Origin of the sequence: Streptomyces sp. ALI-76-A (genome assembly GCF_030287445.1) — a bacterium.
GTDB lineage: Bacteria > Actinomycetota > Actinomycetes > Streptomycetales > Streptomycetaceae > Streptomyces.
In genome coordinates this window covers 512,757-535,735 of sequence record NZ_JASVWB010000004.1, presented here as the reverse complement: position 1 = coordinate 535,735, position 22,979 = coordinate 512,757, and the positions used below count along the sequence as shown (strand labels likewise).

Annotated in this window: 22 protein-coding genes; 9 read left to right on the top strand and 13 right to left on the bottom strand. The window is 73.6% G+C overall.

The window, feature by feature from the left end; translation table 11 throughout:
* Window positions 1–164 precede the first annotated feature (164 nt).
* The 9 genes from QQS16_RS38825 to paaA form a co-directional block, all read right to left on the bottom strand.
* A complete protein-coding gene (locus QQS16_RS38825; protein WP_286067290.1) occupies window positions 165–1,424 on the bottom strand; it encodes a kynureninase in 1,260 nt (419 codons plus the stop codon).
* A complete protein-coding gene (locus tag QQS16_RS38820) occupies window positions 1,421–2,269 on the bottom strand; it encodes an alpha/beta hydrolase family protein (RefSeq protein WP_286067289.1) in 849 nt (282 codons plus the stop codon). The genes QQS16_RS38825 and QQS16_RS38820 overlap by 4 nt, the downstream gene beginning before the upstream one ends.
* The gene (locus QQS16_RS38815) at window positions 2,259–3,107 is read right to left on the bottom strand and encodes a tryptophan 2,3-dioxygenase (protein ID WP_286067287.1); all 849 of its coding nucleotides are present in this window, start codon (window positions 3,105–3,107) and stop codon (window positions 2,259–2,261) included. The genes QQS16_RS38820 and QQS16_RS38815 overlap by 11 nt, the downstream gene beginning before the upstream one ends.
* A 124-nt stretch (window positions 3,108–3,231) precedes the next feature.
* Window positions 3,232–4,008 (bottom strand): SDR family oxidoreductase, encoded by a 777-nt coding sequence (locus QQS16_RS38810; RefSeq protein ID WP_286067286.1) that lies wholly within the window; start codon window positions 4,006–4,008, stop codon window positions 3,232–3,234.
* Window positions 4,009–4,059: 51 nt separating this feature from the next.
* Window positions 4,060–5,202, bottom strand: a complete 1,143-nt coding sequence (locus tag QQS16_RS38805) for a 2Fe-2S iron-sulfur cluster-binding protein (RefSeq protein WP_286067285.1) — start codon at window positions 5,200–5,202, stop codon at window positions 4,060–4,062.
* Window positions 5,203–5,210: 8 nt separating this feature from the next.
* Window positions 5,211–5,702, bottom strand: coding sequence for a 1,2-phenylacetyl-CoA epoxidase subunit PaaD (paaD, locus tag QQS16_RS38800; protein ID WP_286068128.1), 492 nt, complete (start codon window positions 5,700–5,702; stop codon window positions 5,211–5,213).
* Between the two features lie 17 nt (window positions 5,703–5,719).
* The gene (gene paaC / locus QQS16_RS38795; RefSeq protein WP_286068127.1) at window positions 5,720–6,448 is read right to left on the bottom strand and encodes a 1,2-phenylacetyl-CoA epoxidase subunit PaaC; all 729 of its coding nucleotides are present in this window, start codon (window positions 6,446–6,448) and stop codon (window positions 5,720–5,722) included.
* A 130-nt stretch (window positions 6,449–6,578) separates the two neighbouring features.
* Entirely contained in the window at window positions 6,579–6,890 is a 312-nt protein-coding gene (locus QQS16_RS38790) for a 1,2-phenylacetyl-CoA epoxidase subunit B (protein WP_286067284.1), read from the bottom strand.
* Window positions 6,887–7,882, bottom strand: coding sequence for a 1,2-phenylacetyl-CoA epoxidase subunit PaaA (gene paaA, locus QQS16_RS38785; protein WP_502963991.1), 996 nt, complete (start codon window positions 7,880–7,882; stop codon window positions 6,887–6,889). Before paaA ends, QQS16_RS38790 begins: the two co-directional genes overlap by 4 nt.
* A 473-nt stretch (window positions 7,883–8,355) precedes the next feature.
* On the opposite strand from paaA, the gene QQS16_RS38780 reads away from it, so the two are divergent.
* From QQS16_RS38780 to QQS16_RS38770, 3 genes are all read left to right on the top strand, one after another.
* On the top strand, window positions 8,356–8,604 hold the full coding sequence (locus QQS16_RS38780; protein ID WP_286067283.1) for an acyl carrier protein: 249 nt from the start codon (window positions 8,356–8,358) through the stop codon (window positions 8,602–8,604).
* Window positions 8,604–10,088 carry a class I adenylate-forming enzyme family protein gene (locus QQS16_RS38775; RefSeq protein ID WP_286068125.1) on the top strand — a complete coding sequence of 495 codons (1,485 nt, stop codon included), beginning with the start codon at window positions 8,604–8,606 and terminating at the stop codon, window positions 10,086–10,088. Before QQS16_RS38780 ends, QQS16_RS38775 begins: the two co-directional genes overlap by 1 nt.
* Window positions 10,089–10,532: 444 nt before the next feature.
* Window positions 10,533–11,324 (top strand): 4'-phosphopantetheinyl transferase superfamily protein, encoded by a 792-nt coding sequence (locus QQS16_RS38770; protein ID WP_286067282.1) that lies wholly within the window; start codon window positions 10,533–10,535, stop codon window positions 11,322–11,324.
* Between the two features lie 59 nt (window positions 11,325–11,383).
* On the opposite strand, the gene QQS16_RS38765 is transcribed toward QQS16_RS38770, so the two are convergent.
* The 4 genes from QQS16_RS38765 to QQS16_RS38750 all read right to left on the bottom strand — a co-directional run bounded on the left by QQS16_RS38765 (window position 11,384) and on the right by QQS16_RS38750 (window position 17,460).
* Window positions 11,384–11,578: an antitoxin gene (locus QQS16_RS38765; RefSeq protein ID WP_286067281.1), complete on the bottom strand. Its 195-nt coding sequence runs from the start codon at window positions 11,576–11,578 to the stop codon at window positions 11,384–11,386.
* A 140-nt stretch (window positions 11,579–11,718) separates the two neighbouring features.
* Window positions 11,719–12,948, bottom strand: coding sequence for a crotonyl-CoA carboxylase/reductase (ccrA, locus tag QQS16_RS38760; RefSeq protein WP_286067279.1), 1,230 nt, complete (start codon window positions 12,946–12,948; stop codon window positions 11,719–11,721).
* Window positions 12,945–16,835 carry a type I polyketide synthase gene (locus QQS16_RS38755; protein ID WP_286067278.1) on the bottom strand — a complete coding sequence of 1,297 codons (3,891 nt, stop codon included), beginning with the start codon at window positions 16,833–16,835 and terminating at the stop codon, window positions 12,945–12,947. The genes ccrA and QQS16_RS38755 overlap by 4 nt, the downstream gene beginning before the upstream one ends.
* Window positions 16,828–17,460 (bottom strand): phosphopantetheine-binding protein, encoded by a 633-nt coding sequence (locus QQS16_RS38750; RefSeq protein WP_286067276.1) that lies wholly within the window; start codon window positions 17,458–17,460, stop codon window positions 16,828–16,830. Before QQS16_RS38750 ends, QQS16_RS38755 begins: the two co-directional genes overlap by 8 nt.
* A 532-nt stretch (window positions 17,461–17,992) precedes the next feature.
* On the opposite strand from QQS16_RS38750, the gene QQS16_RS38745 reads away from it, so the two are divergent.
* The 6 genes from QQS16_RS38745 (at window position 17,993) to QQS16_RS38720 (ending at window position 22,786) form a co-directional block, all read left to right on the top strand.
* Window positions 17,993–19,306 (top strand): phthiocerol/phthiodiolone dimycocerosyl transferase family protein, encoded by a 1,314-nt coding sequence (locus tag QQS16_RS38745; RefSeq protein ID WP_502963965.1) that lies wholly within the window; start codon window positions 17,993–17,995, stop codon window positions 19,304–19,306.
* A gap of 64 nt (window positions 19,307–19,370) precedes the next feature.
* On the top strand, window positions 19,371–19,889 hold the full coding sequence (locus QQS16_RS38740) for an RNA polymerase sigma factor (protein WP_286067273.1): 519 nt from the start codon (window positions 19,371–19,373) through the stop codon (window positions 19,887–19,889).
* A 220-nt stretch (window positions 19,890–20,109) separates the two neighbouring features.
* The gene (locus QQS16_RS38735; protein WP_286067272.1) at window positions 20,110–20,622 is read left to right on the top strand and encodes a DUF4396 domain-containing protein; all 513 of its coding nucleotides are present in this window, start codon (window positions 20,110–20,112) and stop codon (window positions 20,620–20,622) included.
* A gap of 341 nt (window positions 20,623–20,963) precedes the next feature.
* Window positions 20,964–21,713 carry an ATP synthase subunit B family protein gene (locus QQS16_RS38730; protein ID WP_286067271.1) on the top strand — a complete coding sequence of 250 codons (750 nt, stop codon included), beginning with the start codon at window positions 20,964–20,966 and terminating at the stop codon, window positions 21,711–21,713.
* 3 nt (window positions 21,714–21,716) lie between these two features.
* Window positions 21,717–22,133 (top strand): phage holin family protein, encoded by a 417-nt coding sequence (locus tag QQS16_RS38725; RefSeq protein ID WP_286067270.1) that lies wholly within the window; start codon window positions 21,717–21,719, stop codon window positions 22,131–22,133.
* Window positions 22,109–22,786, top strand: a complete 678-nt coding sequence (locus QQS16_RS38720) for a DUF3618 domain-containing protein (RefSeq protein WP_286067269.1) — start codon at window positions 22,109–22,111, stop codon at window positions 22,784–22,786. The genes QQS16_RS38725 and QQS16_RS38720 overlap by 25 nt, the downstream gene beginning before the upstream one ends.
* Window positions 22,787–22,979 lie beyond the last annotated feature (193 nt).

The following is a 22,979-nucleotide window of genomic DNA, read 5'->3' as shown; positions in this document are numbered from 1 at the left end:
GCAGGTGAGCGGTGTACGCGTCCCGCCGCACACAGCGCGTCATGCCCGCGGGCACGGCCCGCGGCCTGACACCGGGCGGCCGGTCCTGCCCGTCCGCGCGGTGACCGGGCCGCCCGCCGTGCCCTGCGGCGCGGTGGCGGCCGGCGCGGTGGCGGCCGGAGTCCTCAGGTGACCGGCCCTGCGGCCGGCGGCGTCGGGTCGTAGGCGTCCTCGTGTGCGATGTCCCGCAGCCGCAGCGCGGCCGTGAACACGTCCTGATGGCTGGTGCAGAGGGCGTTGACGCCGAACCGCAGCAGGTCGGGCGCGCGCATGTCGGCGATCACCCCGCGCTGGGCGAGGGCGACGGTCAGTCCCTGCGCGTGGGGGTGGCGCAGGGTGACCTGGCTGCCGCGGCGGCCGGGGTCGGCCGGTGTGACGGGGGTGAAGCCCTCAGGCGTCAGGAGTTCCTCCGCGCAGCGCAGGAAGAAGCCCGTCAACGACAGGCTCTTGTCGCGGACCTGGGTCATGTCGACGCCGTCGAAGGCGGTGAGGGCCGCTTCGAGGGCGAGCAGGGACAGGATCGGCGGGGTGCCGATGCGGGCGCGGGCGATGCCCGGGGCGGGCGTGTAGTCCCGGCCCAGGCCGAACGGATCGGCGTGGCCGGTCCAGCCGGGCAGCGGCGTCTCCAGCGACGCGTGGTGACGGCGTGCCACGTACAGGAAGGCGGGGGCGCCGGGGCCGCCGGAGAGGAACTTGTAGCCGCAGCCCACGGCCAGGTCCACACCGAGGACGTCGACGTCGAGGGGCAGCGCTCCGGCCGCGTGGCACAGGTCCCACAGCGCGAGAGCACCCGCCTCGTGCGCGGCCCGGGTCAGCGCCCGCATGTCGTACAGCTCGCCGGTGCGGAAGTCGACGGGCGAGTAGCTGACGACCGCGACCCGGGCGCCCTCGGTGTCGAGGAACTCCGGCAGCCCGGCCGGGGAGACCCGGCGTACTTCGAGACCCCGGCGGCGGGCGACCGCGTCCGCCAGGTAGCGGTCGGTCGGGAAGTGACCGGGGTCGGTGACCAGCAGGGTCCGGTCCGGGCGGAGCGTGGCGGCGGCCTCCAGCGCCGTGAACAGCTGCACGCTGGTGGAGTCGCCCGCGACCGTCTGCCCCGGCGCGGCCCCGATGAGCGCGCCGACGGCGTCACCCACCCGCAGGGGCGCCTCCCACCAGCCGTTGGCGTTCCAGGAGCCGATCAGGTCGCTCCCCCACTGGCGCGTCACCACGTCGGACAGGACCGGCGGCACGGCGGCGGGCAGCGGGCCGAGGGAGTTGCCGTCGAGGTAGACGACGTCCGGCGGGAGCAGGAACCGCTCACGGAGCGGGGCCAGGGGGTCGTCGGCGTCGAGCTGTGCGGCCCGCTCACGCAGGGCGGTCGGTGCCGGGAGTGCGGTGGTCATCGGTGAGTGGCCTCCTCGGCCGTCCGGCCGGATCGCCGCGGGCCGAAGTCGGCCGCCATCTCCCGCAGGGTCTCGGCGACCGTGCGGGCGCCGGATGCTCCGGGCTCGATGAGGGTGTAGTGGCCGGTGCCGGGCAGGACGACGGTCCGCAGGTCGTGGTGGACGGCCGCGTAGTCGCTGAACTGCGTGAGCGGGACCTCCTCGTCGACGGCCCCGTGCAGCAGCACGGTGGGCACCCCGGTCGTGCCGGCCTCGCGCAGCAGGGTCAGCGGGTCGACCTCGGGCAGTCGCCGGTCGAACGCGTCCTTCCCGCCCAGGAGTTGCAAGGCCGCGCCGTCGCTGAGGTCGTCGCGCCGGGTGGCGGTGAGGTCGGTGATCGGTGCGAGGGCGAGCACGCTCGTGGGCAGCGTGCGGGTGTGCCAGCGCGAGCCGGGGGGCAGCAGCCCGCGGGCGGCGCACCACAGTGCCAGGTGGCCGCCGGAGCAGTGGCCCGCCAGGACGTAGGGCCGTCCCTGCGGCAGGGTGTCCACGATCCGGGCGACGTCGTCGAAGGTCTCGGGGTAGCCGCCCGCGCCGCCGGAGCGGCGGAAGCCGGGAAGCAGGACGTCGAAGCCCCGCTGCGAGAGGTAGGCCGCGAAGGGGGTCAGATGCATCCGGTCGTAGCGCCAGTAACCGCCGTGCAGCAGGATCACCAGCGGCGCGTCGGGGTCGTCGGACGGCCAGGCGTCGTAGGACTGGTGCGGGTGGTCCCCGTAGCGGCCGTGCGCCGGCGCCAGCACCGGCTTCAGGCTCAGCACCCGCCTCTCCTCCTCGGCCGCGAAGGCGGAGATGGCCCTAGACCTCACCGCGCACCTCCCAGAGTTCGGGGAAGACCGGGCGGGCCGCGCGCTTCTCCAGCCACGCCAGGCCGGCGGAGCCCGCGCTGCCCGGCTTGGAGCCCATGGCACGGCGCACCACCAGGACGTGTTCGAACCGCCAGCGGGTGACCAGCTCGGCGATGTCCGTGAGCAGTTCACCCAGCGCGAGGTGGGGGTGGTGCCGCGGGCCGGCGTAGATGTGCCGCCACACCTCCACCACTCCGGGGTCGGAGGTGTACGGGCTGGTGACATCGCGTTCGCGGACGCCGCACGGCACGGGCAGGCCCTGCCGGTACAGGAACGCCAGCACCTCGTCGTACAGGGACGGCTCCCGGTAGGTCTCCGCGAGCGCCTCGTGGACGGCCGGATCGCCCCGGTGGGCGCGCAGCATCCCGGCCGACTTGTCGCCGAGGAGGAACTCCATGTGCCGGTACATCGCCGACTGGAAGCCCGACGCCTGGCCGAACGCGGCCCGGAAACCGTTGAACTGGGCGGGGGTGAGCGCGGCGATGGGCGCCCAGGCGCCGTTGAGCGCGGTCAGCGCGCGGCGGCTGCGCACCAGCGCGTCCATGGCCGCGCCCAGCTCGTCCTTGGCGAAGGCCACGTGTGCCGTGCGCCACTCGTGCACGATCAGCGTGAACCACAGCTCCATCACCTGGGTGGTGACGAGGAAGCCCATCTCGTCCGGGGCTTCCGTGAGCGGGTGCTGCAACGAGTTGAGGACGGACGCGTGGACGTACGCGTCGTAGGGGCTCGCGCCCGTGAAGGGCCGGGTCAGGGAGTCGTCCGTCGTCGGTTCGGCGAGCGCGGACGTGCTGTTGTTCATCGCAACTCCTAGGGGGCGGCCGACGGAGGGCCAGGAAGACGGACGGCCGGCGAGCCGGACGCCCGCGTGGGGGCAGGACGCCGGCCCGTGGTGTCACACGCCGAGGTGAAACCGGCCCGTGGTGTCACACGCCGAGGTGAACGCCGCCGGAGGCGTCGAGCCACTGACCGGTCACCCAGCGGGCGTCCTCGCTCGCGACGAAGGAGACGACGTCGGCGATGTCCACCGGGTCGCCGAGCCGGCTGAACACGGAGGCCTCGGAGTACCTGCGGCGGACCTCCGGGATGCTGAGGGTGGGGTTGATCTCCGTCTCGGTGTAGCCGGGCGCCACGGTGTTCACCGTGATGCCCCGGGGGCCCAGTTCCTGGGCCAGGGAGAGGGTGAGGTAGTCGAGGGCGGCCTTGGTCATGGTGTACGAGACGATCGCCGGGAAGGCGACGCGGGTCGCCACGGAGGAGATGTTCACGATCCTGCCGCCGTCGCGCAGCCGCTCCAGGCCGCGCTGGATGATGAAGAACGGCGCTTTGGCGTTGATCGCGAAGACCCGGTCGAAGTCGGCCTCCGTCACCTGGGCGATGGGGCGCGGGACGGTGATGCCGGCGTTGTTGACGAGGATGTCCAGTCCGGCCGGCGCGTCCTGCCCGGCCAGGGCCTGGTCGAAGGCCGACCACAGGGTGTCGGCGTCGCCGGGCACTCCGAGTTCGGCGTGGACGGGGAAGGCGCGGCCGCCGTCGGCCTCGATCTCCTTGACCGTCCGTTCGGCGGCGGCCAGGTCGTGGCCGTAGTGGACCGCGACCAGCGCGCCCTCACGGGCGAGCCGGTGGCTGATGGCCCTGCCGATGCCCCGGCTGCCTCCGGTGACCAGGGCGGTCTTCCCCTCGTGGCGGGCGGTGGTGGTCAACGCGGTACTCCTTCGTTCGGTGGTGGTACGGCGGGGTGCTCGCCGGTGCGGTCATGCGTCGAAGTCGAGGGCGACCTCGGGGGTGCTCGGTCGTGCCCGGCACACGAGCGTGTAGCCGGCGGCACGGTCGTCCTCGTCCAGGGCGTACTGCCCCTCCGCCGCCACCCGGCCGGACAGGACCTTCGCGCGGCAGCTGCCGCACACCCCCTCGCGGCAGGCGTAGGGCACGTCGGGGTGCGCCCGCAGCAGCGCGTCGAGGATCGCCGTGTCCCTCGGCAGGAACGTGGCGGCGCGGTGGCGGCCGTCGAGGCGGGCGGTGACACGGGTCTGCCCGGCCGGGGCCGGTTCGGCCGTCTCCGGTACCCCTTCCGCCGGTCCCGCCACCGTGAACAGCTCCGAGCGGACCAGCGCCGGATCGGTGCCCCGGTCCCTCAGGGCCTGCCGCGCGGTGTCGGCCAGGCCGGGCGGACCGCACAGGGCGAACGCGGTGTCCGGGCCGGGGCGGGCGTCCACCGCGGCAAGCAGACGGGGCAGGCTTCCGGCGTCGAGCCGCCCGCTGAGCGGGCCCTCCCCGTGGCCGCGGTCCTCGCGGGTCAGGACGTACAGGACGGTGAACCGGTCGAGGAACGCGTCCTTGAGTTCCGCGAGTTCGTCGGCCAGCAGGGCGTCCGCGGCGGTGGGGACCGAGTGGACGAGGGAGACGCGGCAGGCCGGGTCCCGGCGCAGCGCGTGGGCGGCCATGGCGGCCAGCGGGGTGATGCCGGAGCCGCCCGCGAGCAGGACGTGGTGGGCGCCCGGCAGGTCCGGCAGGGCGAAGGCGCCCGTGGGCGGGGAGAGTTCGAGACGGTCACCGGGCGCGAGGCGGCTGGTGGCGTGGGCACCGAAGCCGTCGGGTCCGCCCCGTTTGATCACCAGGCGGAGCGCCTGGGGGTCGTGCGGCGGCGGGCAGACCGAATAGCTGCGACGCAGTTCGCCGTCGGCACGGTGATGCCGGACGACGACGTGCTGGCCGGGCCGGTGCGCGAAGACCTCGCGCAGGGCGTCGGGCACCTCCAGGCCGACGGCCACGGCGTCGTCGGTCAGCCGCCGCACCTCGGTGACCTCCAGGCGATGCCAGCCGGTGCGCGGGCGCGTGCCGAGGTCCCGGTCGACGAGCACCTCACGGAGGACGGTGGACGGGGTGGCGGTGTTCACGGTCTGCCTCACAGCGCGGTCAGGTGGGGGAAGGGCTCACGGCACGCCGTGCACCACAGCACCGACTGGCAACGGGACGGCCCGAAGTCACTGTGCGGTCGGGTGGCCCGCGAACCGCAGTGCGGGCAGGGCACCCCGCCCAGCTCGACCGGGACCGGTCCTCCGGGGGCCGGGGACACGGGCGGGGCGATGCCGTTGGCGGCGAGCTTTCGGCGTCCCTCGGGGGTGATGCGGTCCGTCGTCCAGGGCGGGGACAGGACCTGCCGTACGCGGCCGTCGGGGTGACCGCAGGCGGTCAGGACGTCCCGTACCGCGGCGGTGATCGCGGGCAGTGCGGGGCAGCCCAGATACGTGGGGGTGATCTCCACCTCCAGGACCCCGTCGGCGTCCGGGGCGACCGCGCCCACCACACCGAGGTCGCCCAGGCCGATCACCGGCAGCTCCGGGTCCGGGATCGCCTCCACCCGCTCCCGCACCTCGTGGACGGGGCAGGGGGCCATGGCCGGTGCCGGGCCGTTCACCAGGTGCCTCCGGGGAACTGGCGGCGCACCGACTGGAGTTCGGCGATCAGCGGGCCGAACCGCTCGGTGTGCAGGCCGCGGCGGCCACCCCTGGCCGACCAGGAGACCGTGGGCACGGTGAGCCCCGCTTCGGTGACGACGCCGGTGACGCGCCGTTCCCACTCCGCGCGCAGGGGCGCCGGTGAGGGAACCGTGCCGCAGGCGGCCAGCCGCCGCACCACGTCGTCCTCGTCGAACAGTTCGTCGGTGTAGGGCCATACGCGCTCCAGGCCACGCCGCATGCGGCGGGCGCTCTCCTCGGTGCCGCGTCCCAGCTGGCGGGTCCAGCGGTCCGCGTGCAGCCGGTGGAAGGCGACCTCCTTGGCGGCGCGGGCCCCGAAGGCGGCCAGTTCGGCGTCGGCACAGCCCGCCAGTGCCTCATAGTGGAGGACCGCGTAGTGCGTGTAGGCCAGTTGCCGGGCCACGGTCACCGCGAAGTCCTCGTTGGGCAGCTCCGTGAGCAGGGCGTTGGTGAACTGGCGGTCCGAGCGGGTGAACGCGAGGTCGTCCTCGGTCCGGCCGGTCCCGTCGAGCTGTCCGCTGCGGGTGAGCAGGGTGCGGGCGTGACCGATCAGGTCCAGGGCGATGTTGGACAGCGCCAGGTCCTCCTCGATGGTCGGCGCGCGTGTGATCCACTGACACAGGCGCTGCCCGAGGACGAGGGCGTCGTCGCCGAGGCGCAGCAGATGTACGGCGAGATCGGCATCGGCCGGGCGGGCGGGTCCGGTGTCGGCAAGGACACCGGGGGCGGGGGACGTGTCGTCGGCCGCGGTCGCCGACGGAACCGCACCGGCCGCGGTGGCGTCCGTCCGGGTGTCACTCGGCGTGGTCACCGTCAGGCCCTTTCTCGGTCAGCGGCGCGAAGTGCTCGGGGTAGCGGTAGGGCTTGTGGCGGGCACCGGCGAAGTACGGGTCGCGTTCGTCCGGGGAGGCCGTGTGCACGGCGTCCGAGCGGACGACCCACAGCGACAGCGGATCACCGCGGCGTGCGTACAGGTCGCGGGCCAGCGCCAGTGCCGTGTCCGGGTCGACCGCGCGCACCGACCCCGCGTGCTGATGGGCCAGACCTCGACGGGCCCGCAGGAAGACCTCCCAGGACGCCGGTGCGCCCTCCCGGTCGCGGCTCATGCGTGCTCCTCCGTCCACTGCGGGGTGGTCACGCCGGACCGCGCCCCGTCCGTGCCGCCGCTCTCCGTCCGTTCCCCGGCGGCCGCTCCGGCCGGCGGGGCGCCCGCGGCCGCACGGGCGGCGTACGCGGCGGCCGCCTCCCGCACCCACGCTCCGTCGTCGTGCGCGGCCCTGCGGTGCGCGATCCGCTGCCGCGCCCAGTGGGTGTCGTCGCCCAGTGCCTCGCGGTAGGTGTCCCAGTCGATGGGGGTGAAGTCGTAGTGGCCACGCTCCTCGTTCCAGCGGATCGCCGGGTCGGGCAGGGTCAGGCCGAGGCGTTCGGCCTGCGGGACGCACTGGTCGACGAAGCGCTGGCGCAGCTCGTCGTTGGTGTGGCGCTTGATGCCCCAGGCCATCGCGCGGCGGGAGACCGCGGCGCCCAGTGCGGCCGTCCGCGCGTCGGCACCGCCCGCCTCGGTGTCGGGCGGCCCGAACATGAGCGCCACGGCCGGCAGCCACCAGCGGTCCACCGCGTCCTGCGCCATCTCCTTCTGCTCCGGCGTCCCTTCGCACAGGGCGCGCATCAGGTCGTAGCCCTGCCGTACGTGGAAGGCCTCCTCCTGGCAGACGCGGCGCATCGCCCTGGCGTACGGCCCGTACGAGGTGCGGCACAGGGGTGCCTGGTTGATGACGGCGGCGCCGTCCGTCAGCCACGCGATGGCCCCGGTGTCGGCCCAGGTGAGCGCGGGGTGGTTGAACGTGGCCGAGGCGCGCTGCTGTCCCCGGTGCAGGGCGTCCAGCAGGTCGGCGCGGTCCACGCCCAGCGTCTCGGCCGCCGAGTACAGGTACAGGCCGTGGCCCGCCTCGTCCTGGACCTTGGCGATGAGGACCGACTTGCGGTGCAGGGAGGGGGCACGGGTGAGCCAGGCGCCCTCCGGCTGCATGCCGATGATCTCGGAGTGGGCGTGCTGGGCGATCTGACGGATCAGCATGCGGCGGTATCCGTCGGGCATCCAGTCGCGCGGTTCGATCGTCTCGCCCTGGGCGATCAGCGCGTCGAAGTGCGCGAGGAACTCGTCCTGGCCGGCGGGCGAGGCAGTGTGGTCGGTAGGGGCGGCAGTCCGGTCCGCGGGCACGGCAGCCGTGGCCTGTGCGCTCACGCGGCACCGCCCGCACGAGCGGCGTGCGCCACGGCGACGCGGCGCACCGGGCGCCTTCCCGCGGCCCGGGCCGGTACCGGCTGCCTGGGCACTCGCATCACTCCTTCTCCCTCGTGCCGGAACACGTCTCCTCCGTGCCGGAACACGTCTCTTCGTTGCGGTAAGAGGCCGGACACGGGCCCCCGCTATCCCTGCCGTTCGCCGTTCGGGCACGTGACAAAGCTCACCAGCCGGTCCGGGGAGTGCGACCGGCCGATTCCGCCTCCTGAGGAGGTGACAGTCGAGATCCGCACGGCGGCCGGCACGCCGGAGCGAAAGGGGAAGCCATGAGCACCATCAGGGAGTTGCTGGTCGAACTCACCGGCACGACCGAGTACGCGGACACGATGGGCGACGACGTCGACCTCGCCGCCAGCGGCATCGATTCCGGAGACCTGGTGCGTCTCGTCCTGCTCGTCGAGCAGCGGCTCGGCGTGGAGATCACCGCGGAGGACATGGAGAAGCTGCGCACGATCGCCGACTACGAGCGCTTCGTCGCCGAGCACTCCGTCGCCGGTGCCACCGGCGGTGCGTGATGTGGCTGACACAGCTGCTGGAGCGCAACCGCCAGTGCTTCCCCGGCCGGACGGCGCTGGTGGACGAGCGACGCAGCGTCACCTGGGCCGAGTTCCACGCCCGTACGGCCGAACTGGCACGCGGGCTGGCCGACCTGGGCATCGCACGCGGTGACCGGGTCGCCGTGCTCTCCAAGGACCGGGTCGAGGTCCTGGAGAGCTACTTCGCGCTCGCCCGGCTCGGCGCGCTGTTCGTGCCGCTGAACCACAGCCTGGCCGTGCCCGAGGTCACCGGCATCGTCGAACGCGTCGGGGCGGTGGCCCTCCTCGGCGAGTCGGAACTGCTGGACCGGCACACCGAGCTGCCGAATTCCGTGCGGATCCGGATGGCCTTCGACAAGCCCGCCTTCGAGGCGCTGGGCACCCTGTCCGGCGAGCGGGACCTGCCCGTCGTGGCCGACACCGACCCGATCGCCGTGCTGCACACCTCGGCGACCACCGGGCAGGCCAAGGGTGTCACCGTCGACAGCGGATCGTTCCGGGCCATCGCCCTGGGCTGGCTGGCCGTGGCGCGGCCCACCGACGACATCGTCATGGTCAACTGCTGCCCGCTCTACCACGGCAGCATGGTCGTGTCCCTGACCTACATGGCGGCCGGCGCCACGGTGGTGCTGATGCCCGGCTTCACCCCGCAGCGGGCGCTCGCCGCGGTGGAACGGCACCGTGCCACGCACATGTGGATGGTGCCGCAGATGCTGCGCTTCATGTTGCAGGCCAAGGCGTTCCGCGGCACCGAGCTGTCCTCCCTGCGGGAGATCCTGTACGGCGCCGCTCCGATGCCGCCCGACGTGTACGCCGACGCCGTCCAGCGGCTCGGCTGCGGCTTCCGGCAGGTGTACGGCATGACCGAGGTCGGCGGCCCGTTCGTCACCCTCGGCCCGGACGAGCACCCCGCCCCCGGCGACGTCACCGCTCGCATCCCGTGCGGGAGGGTCGTCCCGGGCATGTCCGCCCGCGCGGTGGACGAGGGCGGCCGGGAGCTGCCGCGCGGCGCCATCGGCGAGATCATCGTGCGCGGGCCGGGGATCATGCGGGGCTACTGGAACGACCCGGAGGCCACCCGCGACATCACCCTCGACGGCTGGATCAGGACGGGCGACCTGGGCTTCGTGGACGAGGAGGGCCGCATCAGCCTCGTGGACCGCACGAAGGACGTCATCATCCGCGCGGGCCAGAACGTGTACCCGTCGGAGATCGAGCGCGCCCTGATGACACACCCGGCGGTGCGCGACACCGCGGTCGTCGGCATGCCCGACGAGGACTACGGCGAGGTTCCTCTGGCGTACGTCGTCGTGGAGCCGGACACGGACACGGGCCCGGCGGAACTGCTGGCGCATGTCGCGGGACTGCTCGCGCCCTACAAGCGCCCGCGACGCGTGGAGTTCATCGAGCAGGTGCCGCGCAACCCCGCGGGAAAGATCATCAAGAAGCTGCTGCGGGTGTGACGGCGTGCGGCGGTGCCCGGGGGCGGGACGCGACGCACCGGCGCCCCGCTACGACCGGTCCGGCCGGGGTCGGCGGCGCTCCCGCCGCCCCCGGCCGGCCGGGTTTCCGGACCGGCCCCGGCCGGTGCCCTCCCGGCGCCGGCCACGCCCGCTTCCCGTCGAGCGGCACCTGACGACGAAGCCCCGCACTGCCCCACCACCCGCGGCCCCACACGCACAGCGACCTCCCGGCACCGGCCACGTCCGCTTCCCGCCGGTCGGCACCCGGCGACCGAATCCCCCACCGCCAGCACCCGCCGCATCCGCCTCCCGCCCGGCACCACCCGGCGACCAAGCCCTCCCCTTCACCGCCGCCATCCGATGCCCCCACGCACAGCGCCCCCCAGCACCCAGCACCCGGCGCCCAAGCCCCCCACCGCCACACGACCCGAAGCAGGCACACGTATGCACGGTGACCTTCCGTCGACCGGCCACGCCCGGTCCTGCGACCGCCCCGCGTCCGCCGCCGGACATCCGCTCGCCACGACCGCGACCGTCCACGAGCCGGACGTCGGAGTGGACATCCGCGTGCTCGGCCCGCTGCGTCCGCTCCTGGCCGCCGCCGGACTCGGCCTGGGAGTGGCCACCGTCTCGGAGTCGCGCCTGGTCCCTGCGGGTCCGTCCGAGGCGGCCGCGGCCGCCTCCATGCCGCCTCGGCGCCGCCGGGAGTTCCTGGCCGGCCGGCAGGCCGCCCGCCGGGCCCTGCGCGCGGTGGGACCGGAGTGCGGCGAGATCCCCCGCTCGGGACGGCTGCCGGTGTTTCCGCCCGGACGGGCCGCATCGATCTCGCACAGCGCCGGAGTCGCCGTCGCCGTGGCCCGTCCACCGGGCCGGGACACACCGCTCGGCTGCGATCTGGAGTTGCGGCCCCTCCCTCCCCGTGCCGCACGTCTGGTGCTGCGCGAGGACGAGGAGGACCTGCTGATCACCGGCTCCCGGCCGGCGGACGCGGCATGGTCGGTGACGGAGCTGTTCTCGGCCAAGGAGGCCGCGTGGAAGGCCCTGCACCGGCCCGGAACAGGCGGCCGGGCGGCCGGCTCCTCGGGGACCCTGCGGGACCTGCGCGTGTGCCCGTCCGGGGGCGACCTGCGGGTCGGCCTTCGCGCCAGACCGGGCCACGCGGTACGGGTCCGGGTCGTGCCCCTTGGGACGGGAGTGCTCAGTTACGTCCTCGGCCGGGCCGACGCCGAGAGCTGACCACACCGCGCGGCCCCCGGCGCCGCTGTGCGCCGGGGGCCGCGTGCGGGACGCGGGAATCAGCGCTCCGTCGTACCGCTGTCCCGGTAGGAACGACGTGCCGCGTCGGCGGCCTTGTCGGTCTGGGTGTCGTACTTGTCACCCGTCCGTTCGTCGACCACTCGCTCGGCGCTGGTCACACCCTTGTCCGCCTGGTCCGGGTGGCCCTTGGCCGCTTCCTTGGCCTTGTTCGCCAGGTCGCCCAGCTTGCCCATGGGGATACCTCCTGCGGTAGCGCGTACGTCGTACCCGGCCGCGGGTACCCAGCGGGTCCGGGTCGACTCCCCCGGGCCCACGACGCGGTCCGCCCGCACGGCGAGGTCCGCCCCACGGACGGCCGCGGGCGCCGGACCCGTCACATCCGGGCGTTCACCAGCACCGCCATGTTCCCCGCCGGGTGGCGGTTGTCGTGGATGAGCTGGTGGGCCAGGCCGATCTCGTCGAAGTCGAAGGTCCGTGACAGGCAGGGGTCGACGACGCCCTGGTCGATCAGCCGGGTGATCTCCCGTGCCTCGCGGGCGTCGGCCACGTGCGATCCCTGGAGCCGCTTCTGCCGCATCCACAGGAAGCGCAGGTCCACGTCGCCGTTGTAGCCGGTGGTGCCGCCGCAGATGACGACCATGCCGCCGTTGTCGCACAGGTACATGGACGTGGGAATGGTGTCGGCGCCCGAGTGCTCCAGCACGATGCGCGGGCTGCGGCGCTCGCCGAGCACCTCCCAGAAGCGCCGCCCGAACGCCCGGGCGCCGGACAGCCAGCGGGCCATCGCCACCTCGTCGGAGGTGTCCGGCAGCCGGCCCCAGTGGTCGAACTCCCGCCGGTCGATCCACCCCTTGGCGCCCAGCTTGAGACAGAACTCGCCGCGTTCCTCGTTGGAGACGACCGCGACCGGGATGCCGCCGACGTGCCGGACCAACTGGATGGCGATACAGCCCAGTCCGCCGGCGCCGCCCCAGATCAGCACCGGGTCGCCCGGGCGGACCGTGTGCGGCTCCCAGCCGAAGAGCTGGCGGTAGGCGGTGGCGGCGGTCGCCATGTAGCAGGACGCCTCCGCCCAGGACAGCCGGGCCGGCTTGGGGTGGCACATGTAGTCGTCGACGACCGCGAACTGTGCGAAGGAGCCGTAGTTCTCCTCGTAGCCCCACACCCGCTGGCTGGCGGAGAAGGCCGGGTCGGCGCCCAGGCGGATGTCCTCGGCCGACTCGTCCCACCGGTTGGCGAGCACGACCACCTCGTCGCCCAGCCGCACCCCGCGCACGTCCTCGCCGACCGCCCACACGATCCCGGACAGGTCGGAGCCGCCGATGTGGAAGTCCTCGGTGGCGCCGGCCTTCTGCCGTGCGGCGATCACGTCGAGCGGTTCGCCCAGCGCGGCCCACACGTTGTTGTAGTTGATGCCGGCCGCCATCACCTTCACCAGCACCTGGCCGCGGCCGACGGGCGGGACGTCGACCACTTCGGTGCGGAAGGCGTCGACGGGTCGGCCGTAGCGCTCGCGGCGGATGAGCGAGGCGTACATCCTCTTGGGGACGGTGCCGATCTCGGGCGCGTCGCCGAGCTCGTAGAGGTCCTGGGTCGCGGTCACGCAAGGTCTCCTGAACGGTCGGGGCGTACGGGGTGGGTCGGGAACCGGGGCGGACGCCGCCCGGTGGCTCGGTCGTGGAGGCCGCGCAAGGCCTTGGCGACCACCTCGCCGATGCGGGTGATCGGTTCGGGTTCGGTCATCTCGTAGTGGCCGCACGGCACTTGGTGGTCGTGGAGGGTGCCGTCGACGTGGGGCCGCCAGCTGTCGGCCTTTCCGGGCAGCACCGCCAGGTCCGCCGGGAAACCGGTCGGCTCCTCCTGGGCGGCGCTGAAGAACAGCACGTCTCCGCGGTACACGCCGGGGGCGAACTGCGGTGCGATGCGCAGGTTGTTGCGCATGACGGCGGCGATCGCCGCCGCCTCGGCGCGGGTCACGGGCGAACTGGACGGGTCGGCCGCGAGGCCGGCCTCGATACGGTCCAGGACGGTGTCGACGTCCGGCGGCGCGGCCCCCGGTGCGACGGGCAGACCGGTCACCCGCGACAGCAGCGCCGCCACCTGCCGTTCCGCCGCCTCGGGGTCGTACGTCGTGCCGTGCGGCTGCGGCGCGTCGAGCATGGCGAGCAGTTCCACCCGCTCGCCGCTCGCCTGGAACGCGCAGGCCATGGCGTGCGCGACGAAACCGCCGTAGGACCAGCCCAGCAGTCGGTACGGGCCGTGCGGCTGAACCTTTCGCACCAGGTCCAGATAGGCGTCGACCATGGCGGCGGCGTCCGGCGCGGGCGGCCGGGTCCCGTCGAGGCCGACCGCCTGGATGCCGTACACGGGCTGGTCACCGCCGAGGTGGGGCAGCAGGCCCGTGTAGCGCCAGGACACGCCCGCGCCCGGGTGGAGACAGAACAGGGGCGTGGCGGTGCCCTCCGCGCGCAGCGGCAGCAGCGGGCCGAGGGCCGTGGAGGCGGTCGCCCGCGTCTCCTGGTCCTGCTCCTCGGACGCGGCGAGGATCCCGGCCACCGTGGGCGCGGCCAGCAGTCTCGCCGCCGGTACGTCGAGGACACCGGCCTGGCGCAGCCGGCCCGCCAGCAGCACGGCACGCATCGAGTCGCCGCCGAGGTCGAAGAAGTTGTCGTGGACGCCGATGCCGCCGATGCCGAGGGTCTCCTCCCACAGCCGGGTGACCGCCCGTTCGCGGTCGGAGCGCGGCGGCACGTGCTCGGTGGTCAGCCGGGGCCGTGGGGCGAGGCCGGGGCCCTCCTCCGTCTCGGCGGGGGTGTCGGGCGTGGCGGGGTCCGTACGGGCGCCGGGGGCGTCGATCCAGTGACGGCGGCGTTCGAAGGCGTACGGCGGCAGCGGGACGCGTCGGGCGGTGTCCGGCACGGGCGGGAGGGCGGTGTCCACGCCCGCGCTCCACAGCCGGCCCAGGGCCTCCGCGAGCACGAACCCGTCGGATGCCTCGGCCTTGGCGTGCCGCATGGTGGTCACCGTCACGGGTGCCTCGTCGGCGAGCCGGCCGATGGCCAGCTTGGTCAGGGTGTCCCCCGGCCCGATCTCCACCAGTACGGGGCGCAGGCGGTCCCACAGGGCGGTGATGCCGTCGGCGAACCGTACGGTGTTCCTGGTGTGGCCGAGCCAGTGCCGGACGGAGGTGGCCTGGGCGTCGGTGACCCACGTTCCGGTGACGTTGGTGACGTACGGGATGCGGGGCGGGCGCAGCGTGACCTGACGCAGGTGGGTCTCGAACGCCGCCAGGACCGGGTCCAGGACGTGGGAGTGGGCCGCGACGGGGATGCGCAGGCGGCGGAACGGCACGCCCCGGCGGGTGAGTTCGGCCTCGAAGCGGGTGACGGCGTCGAGGTGTCCGGCGACGGTGCAGGCGCTGGGACCGTTCGCCGCGGCCAGGGACAGCTCGTCGTCGAGCAGCGGCTGGACGTCCTCGGCCGGGGCGGCCACGCCGACGGTGGCACCGCCCGCGGAGCTGATGAGCCGGATGCGTTCGGTGACCAGGGGCAGCATGTCCTCCAGGTCGATGCTCCCGGCCAGGCAGGCTGCCGTGTACTCGCCGAGCGAGTGGCCGATCAGCGCGTCCGGGCGTACGCCCTGTTCCATCAGGGTGCGGGCCAGGGCGTACTCGGTCACCACCAGGCCGAGGAACGCGGCGGTGTCGTCGGAGGGCTGTTCCCCGAACAGGGCGGCGCGCAGGTCGGCGCCGAGTGCGGGGCGCAGGACGCGGGCGCACTCGTCGACGATGTCGCGGTAGACGCCGTGGTCGCGGTAGAGCTCCGCTCCCATGCCGGCGTACTGGGTGCCGCCGCCCGGCAGCAGGAACGCCACGCGGGTGGGCTCGTCGGACAGCGGAGGGGTGCCGGGTGTGGCGGCGCGCAGTGCGCCGAGGGCCTCCTCGCGGGTGGCCGCCGTGACGGTGAGCCGGTGGCGCAGGGCGGGCCGGTCGGCGCGCAGGGAGTGGGCGACATCCTCCAGGCGCAGTTCGGGCAGCCGCTCCAGGTGCCGGGCGAGGGCGTCGGCCTGGCCGCGCAGGGCGCCGGCGGTCCGCGCGGACAGCGGCAGCACCAGGCGGCGTCCGTCCTCGGGCGGGCGGGGTGCGGCCGGGGCGGCGGGCGGTGCCTCCTCCAGGATGACGTGGGCGTTGGTGCCGCCGATCCCGAAGGCGCTGACGGCGGCCCGGCGGGGGTGGTCGTCGCGCGCGGCCCAGTCCTCCAGGGCGGTGGGCACCCGGAAGGGGCCGGAGGCGAAGTCGATGAGCGGGTTGGGCTGGTCGAAGTGCAGGCTGGGCGGGATCTGCCGGTGCTCCAGGGCGAGGACGGCTTTGATGAGCCCGGCGATGCCGGCGGCGGCGCCCAGGTGGCCGATGTTGGTCTTCACCGAGCCCAGGGCGCAGAACCCGGTCCGTTCCGTGCTCTGCCGGAACGCCTCGGTGAGCGCCGACACTTCGATCGGGTCGCCGAGCTTGGTTGCGGTGCCGTGCGCCTCGATCAGCCCGATGGTGCCCGCGTCGACCTCCGCCTGGGCCTGGGCCGCGAGGATGACCTCGGTCTGCCCGGCGGCACTGGGCGCGCTGAAGCCGACCTTGCGGCGGCCGTCATTGTTGACGGCGCTGCCGCGGATGACGGCTCGGACGCGGTCGCCGTCGGCCAGGGCGTCCTCCAGGCGCTTGAGCACGACGGCTCCCACGCCGTCGCCGGAGGAGGTGCCGGCGGCGTCCGCGGCGAAGGCGCGGCAGTGGCCGTCGGGCGAGAAGGGGCCGTCGGGCACGTGCCGGTATCCCAGCGCGGCCGAGGGGTTGAGCGAGACGGCGGCGGCGAGCGCGGTGTCGCAGCGGTGGTCGAGCAGGTCCTGGCAGGCGGTGTGCACGGCGACCAGCGCGGTGGAGCAGGCCGTCTGCAGTGACACGCTCGGGCCGGTCAGGCCCAGCTCGTAGGAGACGCGGGTGGCGAGGGTGCCGAGGGAGTTGGCGGTGGCCGCGTGCACGAGCGCGACCGAGCCGGGCTGCCCGGCGTGGCGCGGGTACACGTGGGCGGGGTAGTAGCGGCTGTCGCCGCTGCCCGCGTACACGCCGAACGCCTCGTTCGGACGCTCGCCGCCGAGGCAGCCGGCGTCCTCCAGGGCGTGGTAGGCCGTCTCCAGCAGCAGCCGCTGCTGCGGGTCCACCACGGCGGCCTCGGCGGGGCTGTAGCCGAAGAAGCCGGAGTCGAAGCGGTCCATGCCCTCGACGACGGAGGCCATGCGCACGTGTGCGGGGTCGTCGAGGTCGCGCGGGTCGCCGCCCGCGGCGAGGAACTCCTCGTCGGTGACGGGCCGTACGGACTCCCGGCCCGCCGCGAGGTTGTCCCAGAAGGTGTCGAGGTCGTCGGCGCCGGGGAAACGGCCCGCCATGCCGATCACGGCGACGGCGGGGACCTGCGTCTCGTGCGGTTCGGTGGTGTCAGGCATGGCCTCGGTCCTTCCCGTGCCGTGCGATACGGCGCGCGCGGGCCGCACGCTGCCGCGGTGCTTGTTCCTTGGTGCGGTCCTGGCCGCTGGTGGCGGCTTCGGCGGACCGTTGTACTGCCGGGCCGACGGCGCCCTGTCCCGCGCACTCGCCCGGCGGTGTCGGCCGGGCGGCCGACGTGGTGCCGGCGCCGGCAGGCGTCGACAGGTGACGGCGGGGGCGCGCGGTGGGGTGCGTGAACAGGTCGACGACCGGGGGGCCGGTGCCGAAGGCGCTGGTGACGGCGGGCTGGGCGGTGACGAGGGGCGGGGTGTCGCCGCCCAGGTCGGAGAAGTCGTCGTCCCTGCGCACCCGGTCCCGGCCCAGGACGCCGCACCACGTCTCCAGCCGCCGCGGGCTGTCCCCCGGGGCCGACTGGTCCTGGTGCGCCGTGCTGCCCGCGGAGCGCGGCGTCCACGCGTCGCTCACGCCGGTCACGGCGGCGTGGGCGGCGTTCACGGCACCGCCGAAGCAGCCGTTCACAGCGGAGAAGGTGACGAAGGAACCGGCCGGGTGGTCCCCGGTGAGCCGGTGGAGACCCACCTGGGCCCCGGACAGCGGTCGACGTCCGTCCTCGTGGAGCGACATAGCAGAACCCTCACGTGACAAGCCGTAATGTCCCGGACGAACGAAGGATCGGCCGGACCGGACGGGGTGCGGCCATCGCTCCGTGCCGCCCTCACGTGTGTGCACGCGCCGGGCCGGCCCACGGAACGGATCAGGGAGGTCGCACGCCGAGGGCACGGGCGTCCGTATCGCCCAGCCCCGGTTTCACCGCACCTCACGGTGAGGCGCGAGCCGATATCAGGTCAAGCGCGGACCGGACCCGTGGGCGTCAATCCAGGTGTTTCCCTATTGAGTCCGGGACTTCGGGACTTCGGGACTTCGGCGACGAGGACGTCCGCGGCCCTGTCACCTCTAGGGAAATCACGCGACTTCGCTCAGCGGCGGGCTTTGCGCTGGATCCGGCCGCGTTTCGCGCTGCACTCTCGGAACGAGCCCGGATCCCGAGGACAGCCGACGCGACAAGCCGCTCCCGGGGCGTGGACCCATGGAAATGGACGACTGAAAGAAGGCTGACGGCATGCACCGTGCGCTGTGTCCGGTCGAGACTCTCTACGTGGGCCAGAGAAGCAGGGCCTTCCTGACCTGCTCCCTGCGCGGACGCGTCGACGTCCAGGCGCTGTCGGCCGCGTTCGACGCCATGACGGAGGCCAATCCGACACTGCGGTCACGCATCGTCCAGGAGAGCGCGGGTCACTCGCTGCGCCTGCTCGACGAGGACGAGCGGCCCCGGCTGGTCACCCGCACCGGCGATGAGGACGAGGCCCACGCGGCGGAGCTGAACAGCCCCCTGCCCATCGGCGGTCCGCTGAGCCGTGCCGTCCTGGTCAGCTCGCCGGACGGCGAGCGTCACCTGTTCATCCTGGTGGTGGACCACGTCGTCACGGACGGCCACAGCAGCATCGCGCTGCACAACGCGCTGTGGGACCACTACCGGGCGCTGGTCGACGGGGAACGCACCAGCGGGTCCTCCGGGTCCGAGGTGCCGCGGTGGCCGCGGCCGGTCAGCGAGTTGCTGCCTCCGGCCGACGAGGCCGACACTGCCAAGCACCTCGATGTCCGCGTCGAGGAAACGAAACGGAACCCGGTCGAGCTGGTGCGGTACGACGTACGTCGTCCGTCCGCCGACGGCCGGGCGGTTGCCGAAGACCCCGCCGACGCCGCCGACGGCGCCGGGGAAGGACACATAGAGCTCTGCCGGCTGACCCTGGACACCGGCCTCACCGCACGTCTGCGCCGGACGGCACGCGCCCGCGGCGTGTCCGTGCACGCGCTGATCGCCGGGACACTGCTGACCGTCGCCAGGCGACGCCTGGACGGCGACGGCCCCCGCACGCTCGGCTGTCTCTCCCCCGTCGACCTGCGCTCCCGGCTTTCCCCGCCGCTGCCCGCGTCCGCCATGGTGCCCGCGGTCACCACCCACCTGCAGACCCTCGACGTGTCCGAGACCTCGCACCCCCTGGACCTGGCGCGCACCGTCCACGCCCGGCTGAACGACTTCATCTCGCGCGGTGACCACTTCCACGAGATGCGCATCACGCCGGAGATTCCCGGCAACCCCGCGCTGCAACTGGCCACGGTGATCGTCACCAACATGGGCGTCGTCCCCGGGCCGCGGCTGCCGAACGGACTGGAGGCGGTCGACGTCCGCCTGGCGCCTGCCCGGGAGAACTACTTCCCGCAGGCAGGCCGCAGCCCCGTCATGGCGTGCGTGGTCTCCTTCGAGGGCCGGCTCGCCATCGAGTTCCCGCACTGCACGGCCTGCTTCAGCCGGTCCTTCATGCGAGCGTTCCGCGACGACGTACGGGCCGGGCTTCTCGACCTGGCGCGCGCGGCGGAGAGCGAACACGCGCACGCGCACGCGGGCTGAGCCCGGCCGCCCCTCCCCGCTCACGCACCCGCCGGCCCGGCGCCGTAAGGAGCCCTCCACCGACATGACCACCGTCAGCGAACTGCCCTCTCCCCTGACGCTGCTCCCCCGCGCCCAGTCGGGCGACGAGCACGCGATGAACCACCTGCTGACCGGCATCACGCCGTACGTCGCGCGCATCTGCCGGTCCATCACCCATGACGACGGCGCCGACGCCACGCAGGAGGCGCTGCTCGCCATCTACCGCGGCCTGGGCTCCCTGCGTGAACCGGCGGCGTTCTACGGCTGGGTGCGCTCGGTCACGGTCCGCGAGGCCGTTCGCACCGCCAGGCGCAACGGTGAGGAACGGACCTGCTCCGACGTGGAGTCGAGGCAGGAGACGAACCCCTTGGACGCGGTGCACATCACCGATGTACTGGAGCGCCTGTCCCGGGCGCACCGGCAGGTCCTCACCCTGCGGGCCTACGGACTGAACGAGGAGGAGATGGCCGAGGTCCTCTCCCTGCCCGTCGGCACCGTCCGCTCCCGCCTCTTCCGCGCCCGTCGGCGGTTCCAGGAGGCGTGGCAGCCCTCGGCTGCGTGAACGAGCACCCTCTACCGTCAAGGGGCCCGGCTCCCGGCTCCCGGCTCGTCCTGCTCACCTCCGCGGAAGGTATCGGCGGGTGCGGTCACCGCCCATGACTTTCCGTGCATCGTCGCCACCCACCCGAGGAGGGCATGACGTACCGGAATACCCCCGGGGGGTATATCGTTGCGTGTGAGACACGGCACCGGCCACACTGGACGGGAGAGGGATGACGGTCATGGACCACACCGCGCACCACACCGGCACCACACACGAGCACGCCGCACGGCAGGCGAACGGCGGCCACGGCGGGCATGGCGGCGCGTCCTGGGGAACGGCGGCGAAGGCGACGCTGCACTGCCTGACCGGATGCGCGATCGGCGAGATCCTCGGCATGGTCGTCGGCACCGCCCTGCGCTGGGGCAACGTGCCCACCATGGTCCTGGCGATCGCCCTGGCGTTCGTCTTCGGTTACTCCTTCACCTTGTTCGCCCTCCGTCGGGCGGGCCTGGACTTCAAGAGCGCCGTCAAGGTGGCGCTGGCCGCGGACACCGTCTCCATCGCGATCATGGAACTCGTCGACAACGGCGTCATCGCCCTCAGCGGCGCCATGGACGCCCACCTCTCCGACGCCCTGTTCTGGACCGCGCTGCTCGGCGGCTTCGCCGTCGCATTCGTGATCACGACCCCGGTCAACAAGTGGATGATCGGCCGCGGCAAGGGCCACGCCGTCGTCCACGCCTACCACTGACCCCTCACACAGCAGGTCTACGCCCGGGCGGCACCCTCTGCGGTTACGCCCCCGGGCACGTCCGCTGTGCGAACCGTCGTCCGGCGACACCCGGCGACCGCCCGGCTCCGGGCGCACGTTCGCACAGGACGTGTGACGGGGGCGGCACACCACATCGACGCGTCGCCACGGCAACATCCACCTGGCCGTCGACGCTCCACCACAGCTCGATCACCGCACATGAACTAATTCTCCGCAAATAGGTGTGAAGCCTCATAAATCAGTCACCCGGTCACTGGGCGGGCGAACGGACGAATGTCCCGTGTGCTGACGAACGGCCCGTGCGCGAGGAGGAGTAGCCGATGAGTGAGGCAGAGTCAGGCCAGGGCAACACGACGAGGTTGCGGCAGACCGGTGAGACGGCCAGAGCGGAGGCGTCGGCCACCGCCGACCAGGCCAAGCAGGCCGCCGGCCAGGTGGCGAGCAGCGCCGCGGATCAGGCGAAGGCCGTGGCCGGGGAGGCGCGGCAGCAGGCCGGGGCGGTCGCCCACGATCTGCGGACCCGCGCGAAGGACGAGGTCGAGGAGCAGACCAGGCGGGCGGCCGGAGCGCTGCGCCACTGGGCGGACGATCTGGCCGGACTGGCTGAGAACGGTCAGGGCGAGTCCCCTGTCCGCAGCCTCGCGGCCCAGGCGGCCGACGGGGGGCACCGGGCGGCCGACTACCTGGAGAAGCAGGGAGCCGGGGGTGTGGTCCTCGACGTCCAGACCTTCGCCCGTCGTCGCCCCGGAACGTTCCTGGGCGGCGCACTGCTGGCAGGGCTGGCCGTCGGGCGCATCGCGAAGGTGGCGGCCAAGGCGAACCAGTCCTCCGCGGGGACCCAGTCACCCGGAGACCAGTCGTCCAGGACGGCAGAGCAGGGGCTGCCCGGGAATTCCGAGCAGGCGGCACTGGGCGAACAGGAATCCGCAGCGCTCCCGCCCGGCCCTCCGCCGGGCACCGCGCAGGCACCACCGCCGGTTCCGCCGGTACCGCCCACGTCACCACCGGTCCCCCCACGCGCCGGTACGCCCGCGGGCGGTGCGCCGACTCGTGCGTATCCGGAGGTGTGAGAGATGTCCTCGATCTCGTCCAGGGCGGCGCGGCCGCACAGTGAGGACAGTTCGGTGGGCGAGCTGCTGTCCGTGGTGACCTCGGACGTCCAGACGCTGTTCCGCCAGGAGGTCGAGCTGGCCAAGGTGGAGGTGAAGCAGGAGGCGACCAAGGCCGGCAAGGCCGCGGGCATGTACGGCGGCGCCGGGTTCGCCGGCTACATGGTGCTCCTGTTCCTGTCGCTGGCCGCCGTACTGGGCCTGGCCAACGTGATGGACGGGGGCTGGGCCGCCCTGATCGTCACCGCCGTGTGGGCCGTGATCGCAGGCGTGCTCTACCAGCGGGGCCGTACCCAGATGCGCACGGTGGCACCGAAACCCGACCGGACCGTCGAAACGATGAAGGAGAATGCACAATGGGCACGTCACCCGACCAGATGAGGGCCGAGATCGACGTCACACGGAACCGGCTCTCCGCGGACGTGAGCCGGCTCGCGGACCGGGCCAGCCCTCGACGGGTGGTCCGCCGTCGCACCCGGAAGATGCGCGGCGCCGTCTCAGGCGTGCGGGAGCGGGTCATGGGGTCCGCCTCGGACACCGCCCAGGGCGTGCGAAGCGGAGCACAGTCGGCGGCGGGGTCACTCCAGCAGGGCGCCGAGCAGGCCGTCGGCACGGCACGCGACGTCGCCGGCCAGGCCGGAGAAGCGGTACGGCAGGCCCCGGACCAGGCGATGCGCCAGACCGAGGGCAATCCGCTGGCCGCGGGTCTGATCGCCTTCGGCGTCGGCATGCTGGCCTCCTCGATGCTGCCCGCGTCGGAAATGGAACAGCAGAAGGCCACCGACCTCATGCAACGTGGTGGCGAGGCTCTGGAGCCGGTCAAGCAGGCCGCCCTCGACTCCGCGCAGAACCTGAAGGAAGGCGCCAGGGAGGCCACGCAGAGCGCGGCGCAGGAGGTGAAGGACACCGCGGTGGAAGCTGCCCGCACCACCCAGGACGAGGCGCGCGACCAGGCCACCCGGGTGACCGACCAGGCACGCGACGCGGGCAGCCACGTCACCGAAGAGGCCCGGCAACAGCCTGGATCCGCCTGAGCTCCGTCCACCCGGCAGGTGGCCGCGCCACGATCTCCGCGCCCCGGTCACACAGGTGCCGCAACGCAATCCGCTGGCTGGGTACTGGTCACCGACGTAGGACCGACGCGCTACTGACAGCCGCCGGGCCGGCCGCACCTCCCGGGGCGCGGCCGGTCCGGAACTCCTGCCCGGTCCCGGACAGGACGGCGCC